This window comes from Stenotrophomonas sp. STEN087 (genome assembly GCF_056759115.1).
In genome coordinates, this window is record NZ_JBRRCR010000150.1 from 1 (window position 1) to 5,269 (window position 5,269).

Genomic DNA, 5,269 nt, shown 5'->3' on the forward strand with positions numbered 1-5,269 from the left:
GGGGGGGGGGGGGGGGGGGGGCGGCCGCGGGGGCGCCCATATCCCCTGTGACCCCCCCCTGGTGTTTGGCGGGCCGGTGGCCCGGCAAACCACGATGCGATCAGCCGCGGGCGAGCGCCAGCAGCCGCTCGGCGATCCGCTCCAGTGGCACCTGCTCTTCGGCCGCACCCAGCTTGAACGCGGAACCGGGCATGCCCCAGACCACGCTGGTGGCTTCGTCCTGCACCAGGGTCGGGGCGCCGGCCTGGCGCATTTCCAGCAGGCCGCGTGCGCCGTCGTCGCCCATGCCGGTGAGGATGGCACCGATGGCATTGCCGCCGGCCGCCTGCGCCACCGAGCGGAACAGCACGTCTACCGCCGGCTTGTGCCGGTTCACCGCAGGGCCGTCATCCACGCGGCAACGCCAGCGCGCACCGTCACGGATGATACGCAGGTGCTTGCCGCCGGGCGGCAGGTAGGCATGGCCGGGCAGCACGGCTTCGCCGTCGGTGGCCTCGCGCACGGCCATCGCCGAGTGGCGGTCCAGGCGTTCGGCGAAGGCGGTGCTGAAGCTGGCCGGCAGGTGCTGGGTCATCACCACGGCCGGGGCATCCGCCGGCAGGCCTTCCAGCACCACACGCAGTGCTTCGGTGCCGCCGGCCGACGAGCCGATCGCAATCAGCCGGTCGGTCGTGCGGAACTGCGGCGCGGCCGGGCGCACGGACGGCGCGGCATCCAGGATGAGCTTGGGGGCGGTGGCGCGCATCAGCGGGCGTACGCGCGAGCGCGCGGCCATCTTCACCTTGGCGATGATCTCATCGGCGTAGGCCTGCAGGCCTCGCGATACATCGAGCTTGGGCTTGGAGACAAAATCGACTGCACCCAAGGCCAGCGCCTGCAGCGTGGTGTCGGCGCCGCGCTCGGTCAGCGAGGAGATCATCACCACCGGCAGCGGATGCAGGCGCATCAGGTTTTCAAGGAACGCCAGGCCGTCCATGCGCGGCATTTCCACGTCCAGGGTGATCACGTCCGGGGCGAGGCGCTTGATCTTCTCGCGCGCCAGCAGCGGGTCGGCGGCGGTGCCGACCACGTCGATGCCCGGATCGCTGGACAGGATCTCGGTGAGCATCTGCCGTACGACGGCGGAGTCGTCGACGATCAGGACCCGGCAGGGGGCGTTGCCGGGCAGGCTCATTCGAACAGCTCCACGCCACCGGTGACCGGGGCCTTGGACAGGCGCGCACGCACGGCCGATTCGGTCGCGGCCACTTCGGCTTCATGGGCGTGCGGCAAGCGCTGCACCACGACGCGGCCGGTATCGGCGAAGAACCAGATCTTGCGCGGATGGATGCCGCACAGGTCCTCGGCGATGATCGGAATGTGCTCGGCCTGCAGGTACTGGCGCACGAACTCGGCATTGCGCGTGCCGACCGGATTGCTGGTGAAGCCCTTCAGCACGTTGGCGCCGCCGAACACCTTGGCCTCGATGCGCTTGCGGTGCGCGCCGCGCTTGAGCATGTCGTTGATGAGCAGTTCCATCGCGTAGCTGCCGTAGCGCGCGGGCGCGCCGTCGCCGGCGTTGCCTTCGGGCAGCAGGAAGTGGTTCATGCCGCCGATCTTCAGCACCGGGTCGCGCAGGCAGGCGGCCACGCAGGAGCCCAGCGTGGTGGTCAGCGCGGTGGTGTCATCGACCACCAGGTACTGGGTCGGCAGCAGTTTGGCCGCGACGGTCTTGAACCGCGCGTCCTGGTATCGCATCACGTCGTCGGTGCGCAGCGAGGCATTCATGCACCGGCCCCCTGTGCGCGGCGGTACAGGGTGCGGCCGCAGGGCTGGATCAGGTCGGCGGCGTGCAGGTAGTTCTCCGAATGGCCGGTGTAGAGCAGGCCGTCATCGTTGAGGTGATGCACCAGGCGGCCGAGGATGGCGCGCTGGGTCGGCTTGTCGAAGTAGATCATCACGTTGCGGCAGAACAGCGCGTCGAACGGACCGCCGACGTCGTAGCGCGGGGCCAGCAGGTTCAGCGGGCGGAAGTCGATCAGCTCGCGCAGGGCGGGCAGCACCCGGCATTGGCCCTCGTTGGGGCCGCTGCCGCGCTGGAAGTAGCGACGGCGCAGGTCCGGGTCGAGATTGGTGACGCGGTCGATGTTGTAGACACCGCGGCTGGCGGTGGCCAGTACCTGGGTGTCGACGTCGGTGGCGACGATCCGCACCGGCGGCTTCAACGTACCGAAGGCCTCGCAGGCGGTGATCGCCATGGAGTAGGGCTCCTCACCGGTGGAGGCGGCGCATGACCACAGCAGCGGCGGGCTGCGGCTGGAGCGCTGCTGCAGTTCCTCGCGCAGCTTCTCGAAGTGGTGCGGCTCGCGGAAGAACGAGGTGAGGTTGGTGGTCAGGGCGTTGGTGAACGCCTGCCACTCATCGCCGCCGTCCTGTTCCAGATGGTCCAGGTACTGCTGGAAGCTGCGCATGCCCAGGGTACGCAGGCGGCGCGACAGGCGGCCGTACACCATGTCGCGCTTTGCCGGCGCCAGGGCGATGCCCACGCGCTGGTAGATCAGGTCGCAGACACGGCGGAAATCACGGTCGGCGAATTCGAATTCGCGGGGGCCGGTGACGATGGGAGTGGGACTGTTCACGGGGGACGTGTCCATCGGCGGGGGCGGCGGCCGAAGCCGCCACCGGGATCAGAATTCCTGCCAGCCGCCGTCGCTGGGGGCGACGAAGCTGGAGCTGGAGGACGGGCTGGCGCTGGAACGTCGGGCCGGCGTCGGCGCGGCGGCCGGCTGCGGGCGACGTGCCACCGCGGCCGGTGCCGGCGCGACGCGGGCGGTGACCGCCTTCACGGCAGCCGCTACCTGGTTGTCGAGGCGGAAGATCGCCACGGCGTCGGCCAGCTGCGCGGCCTGGTCTTCCATCGCGCGTGCGGCGGCGGTGGCTTCTTCGACAAGTGCGGCGTTCTGCTGGGTGGTTTCGTCCATCTGCACCACGGTCTGGTTGACCTGCTCGATGCCGGCGGACTGTTCCTGCGAAGCCGCGGAGATCTCGGCCATGATGTCGGTCACGCGCTGCACCGAGGCGACGATCTCGCCCATGGTGCTGCCCGCCTGGTGGACCAGTGTCGAGCCTTCGGCGACCTTGCCGACCGAGTCGTCGATCAGGCCCTTGATCTCCTTGGCCGCTGCGGCCGAGCGCTGGGCGAGGGTACGCACTTCGCTGGCGACCACGGCGAAACCGCGGCCCTGTTCACCGGCACGCGCCGCTTCCACCGCGGCATTCAGTGCCAGGATGTTGGTCTGGAACGCGATGCCGTCGATGACGCTGATGATTTCAGCGATCTTCTTCGAGGAGGCTTCGATGGCCGACATGGTGGTGACCACCTGGTTGACCACGCTGCCGCCCTGCGACGCCACGCCCTGCGCGCCGATGGCGAGCTGGTTGGCCTGGCGGGCGTGCTCGGCGTTCTGGCGAACGGTCGAGGTCAGTTCCTCCATCGACGCTGCGGTTTCTTCCAAGTTGGCGGCCTGCTGTTCGGTACGGCGGGAGAGGTCGCTGTTGCCCGAGGCGATCTCGCCGGCGGCGAGGGTGATGCTGGAGGCGCTGGCCTGGATCTGGCCGACGATCTGGGTCAGCTGGCTGACGGTGCTGTTGGCATCGTCACGCATGCGGGCGAACACGCCCTGGTAGTCACCCTGCATGCGCGTGGTCAGGTCGCCTTCGGCGATGGCCGACAGCAGCTGCGAGAGCTTGCCGAGGTTGTCATCGCTGACCGCCATCATCGCGTTGAGGTTTTCCAGCATCAGGCGGAAATCGTGATCGAAGCGCTGCGCATCGCCACGGCGGCTGAAATCACCGGCCGCGGCCGCGGCAGCCAGCTGCTTGATCTCGGCGTTGATGCGGCCGAGGTTGGCCTTGACCGTGTCCACGGTGGTAGTCATGGCGGCCTTCTCGCCCGGGTAGCGGGCGACGTCGCGGCTGAGGTCGCCGACGGCGTACTGCTTCACCACGTCCAGCACGTCGTGCAGGGTCTGCACGTGGCTGCCCACCAGGGTGTTGGTTTCCTGCACCATCAGGCCGTACTCGCCAGGGAAGGCGCTGGCGTCGATGCGGTAGCTCAGTTCACCGGCGTCGTGGCGGCGCGCCATCTCGCGCTGGCCGCTGATGACCGCGTGCAGCTGCTGCTGCATGCCGGACATGGCCTCCAGAAGGCGACCGGTTTCGTCGTGCGGCTGCGGGCCGATGTGGCTGTCGAGCTTGCCGCGGGCGATGCCTTCGGCAACGGCGGTGGCCTGCTTCAGCGGGCCGGCGATGCGGTTGCCGATGATCCAGCTCAGGGCGAGCACGATCAGCACCAGCACGCCGCCGGCCAGGGTCATCACGCCGGTGAAGGCCCAGGCTTCGTGCTGTACGTCGTCCATGTAGACGCCGGTGGTGACCACCCACTGCCACGGCGCGTACATGCCGGCATAGGTGACCTTGTCGATCAGGCCTTCGCTGCCGGGCTTGCCGGTCTTGTAGTAGGTGAAGCCGCCGCCGAGGCGTGCCATGCCGACCTGCAGGTAGTAGATCGGCACGCCGTCATCGGAGGTGTAGTCCTTCTGCACGGTGCCGACGCGCTTGGGCGCGAACGGGTGCATCAGCACGCGGTACTGGGTGTCCAGCACGTTGTAGTAATCGGCATCGTGGTTGGCGCGCATCACGTTCAGCGCCTGCAGGGCGGAGGCCTTGGCGGCTTCTTCGCTGAGCTCGCCGCTGTCGGCCAGGCGCTTGTAGTGGTCGAGCACGCCGTAGGTGAGTTCGACCTGGGTCTTCAGGGCGTCCTTGCGGGTCTTGGTCAGGTCCAGGTACTGCATGCGGGCGGCGATCACCGACAGCGCGATCACGCCGATCGCGATGAGCAGCGTCAGCAGGTTGAGCTTGCGCCGGACGGAGAGGTTGCTGAAATAGTGTTGCCAGCGATGCAGGAGGTTCATGAAGCAGACCAGGTCGAGACGGGCGGGCGGCGCCAGTACCGGTCAGGGCGCGACAGGCCGTGACAGAACGGTTATCGGCCGGGGGCGGGGAGATTTGAGGGTTACGCACTTTGCGTATTCAGGGTTCCTTGCAGCGGCGGCTGCGGCGCTGCCTGCGGCAGGCATCTTTGAAGCCAGGGCAACGCCAACAGCGGTCTGTCGGCGTTTCGTTATGTCGAGGGAGGCGGGGGGGGGGGGGGGGGGGGGGGGGGGGGGGCGCGCGGGGGGGCCAGCAGCGGGGAAGCGATAGAGAAAGAGGGGGGAGGGGGCGGCTCCCG

General features: G+C 68.8%; 4 protein-coding genes. All 4 read right to left on the bottom strand.

The window, feature by feature from the left end:
- Positions 1-100 precede the first annotated feature (100 nt).
- Genes ACVOK1_RS20190 through ACVOK1_RS20205 form a run of 4 tightly spaced genes read right to left on the bottom strand, consistent with a single transcriptional unit; the run spans position 101 to position 4,952 of the window.
- A complete protein-coding gene (locus ACVOK1_RS20190; RefSeq protein WP_481563065.1) occupies positions 101-1,174 on the bottom strand; it encodes a protein-glutamate methylesterase/protein-glutamine glutaminase in 1,074 nt (357 codons plus the stop codon).
- On the bottom strand, positions 1,171-1,767 hold the full coding sequence (cheD, locus tag ACVOK1_RS20195; RefSeq protein ID WP_079221788.1) for a chemoreceptor glutamine deamidase CheD: 597 nt from the start codon (positions 1,765-1,767) through the stop codon (positions 1,171-1,173). Before cheD ends, ACVOK1_RS20190 begins: the two co-directional genes overlap by 4 nt.
- Positions 1,764-2,633: a CheR family methyltransferase gene (locus ACVOK1_RS20200; RefSeq protein WP_481563066.1), complete on the bottom strand. Its 870-nt coding sequence runs from the start codon at positions 2,631-2,633 to the stop codon at positions 1,764-1,766. The genes cheD and ACVOK1_RS20200 overlap by 4 nt, the downstream gene beginning before the upstream one ends.
- A gap of 33 nt (positions 2,634-2,666) precedes the next feature.
- Entirely contained in the window at positions 2,667-4,952 is a 2,286-nt protein-coding gene (locus ACVOK1_RS20205; protein WP_481563067.1) for a methyl-accepting chemotaxis protein, read from the bottom strand.
- Positions 4,953-5,269: the final 317 nt, after the last annotated feature.